Source organism: Clostridium tarantellae, assembly GCF_009295725.1.
Lineage (GTDB): Bacteria > Bacillota > Clostridia > Clostridiales > Clostridiaceae > Sarcina > Sarcina tarantellae.
This window is the reverse complement of record NZ_WHJC01000577.1, coordinates 1-756: the sequence shown is the minus strand read 5'-3', so window position 1 is coordinate 756 and position 756 is coordinate 1. Positions and strand designations below refer to the sequence as shown.

At 26.6% G+C, this 756-nt stretch carries 3 protein-coding genes; 1 reads left to right on the top strand and 2 read right to left on the bottom strand.

What is annotated here, in order from left to right; all coding sequences use genetic code 11:
- The first annotated feature begins 44 nt into the window (after nucleotides 1-44).
- Nucleotides 45-335: a hypothetical protein gene (locus tag GBZ86_RS16440; protein WP_152892469.1), complete on the top strand. Its 291-nt coding sequence runs from the start codon at nucleotides 45-47 to the stop codon at nucleotides 333-335.
- 26 nt (nucleotides 336-361) lie between these two features.
- On the opposite strand, the gene GBZ86_RS18510 is transcribed toward GBZ86_RS16440, so the two are convergent.
- On the bottom strand, nucleotides 362-487 hold the full coding sequence (locus GBZ86_RS18510; protein WP_268817450.1) for a hypothetical protein: 126 nt from the start codon (nucleotides 485-487) through the stop codon (nucleotides 362-364).
- Between the two features lie 16 nt (nucleotides 488-503).
- A complete protein-coding gene (locus GBZ86_RS16435) occupies nucleotides 504-695 on the bottom strand; it encodes a plasmid mobilization protein (protein ID WP_152892467.1) in 192 nt (63 codons plus the stop codon).
- Nucleotides 696-756 lie beyond the last annotated feature (61 nt).

Sequence of the window (756 nt, the reverse complement as noted above, 5' to 3'; positions counted from 1 at the left end):
ATATGGTATAATCTACTAAAACAAGCAATGGGAGGTATTAACTTATGGGGCAAATGAAAAAAGCTTATATGAGTAATTTAAGAGGCGGAACATCATCTAAAAATAAAATAAAATATAATGGTAAAACATATGAAGATTCAGAAGATGAGTATATAGAAAAAACATATACATTAATTGATTGTCCTTTATGTGGTCAGAAAATATTAGAATTCTATGAGCATGATTCAACGCCAGGATTTAGAGACAGAACTACTGCAATCGCAGATAAAATGTGTGATTGTGATTTAAAATCTTATTATAAAGAACATGATACTGGCATTTATGTTTGGTGCTAAAAAAAAGAGGGGTAATACCCTCTTTTTTATTCTGGATCATTGTCTTTCATATCATCCAATATATTATTTTTTATAATTTCAAAATCTTTATCACTTAATAATTCTATTCCTGGAATACTTTCTAAATATTCTTTTAATTCACCTATCGTCATTTGTATACACTCCAATCTATTTATCAATATGTTGAAGGGTTTCGGCATTCAATACACTCTCTTTAGTTTCTCTCATTATACAATAGCGAAGATACTCACTTGTATTTTTAAACCCTCTATTTTTTGCAATGTCTTGTACTTCTTTTCTTTCTTTTTCAGTTACTCTAATTCTTAAATATTTGTCTTTATTTGTATTCATTAAATCCATAATTTTATTACCTCCAAAATAATTCATATAATATTATATTAGCATTACTCTATATTATTTT

Bases quoted from the DNA above. Each gene is read 5' to 3' on its own strand.
- GBZ86_RS18510 (WP_268817450.1), bottom strand. From the start codon at position 487: ATGACGATAGGTGAATTAAAAGAATATTTAGAAAGTATTCCAGGAATA.
- GBZ86_RS16440 (WP_152892469.1), top strand. From the start codon at position 45: ATGGGGCAAATGAAAAAAGCTTATATGAGTAATTTAAGAGGCGGAACA.
- GBZ86_RS16435 (WP_152892467.1), bottom strand. From the start codon at position 695: ATGGATTTAATGAATACAAATAAAGACAAATATTTAAGAATTAGAGTA.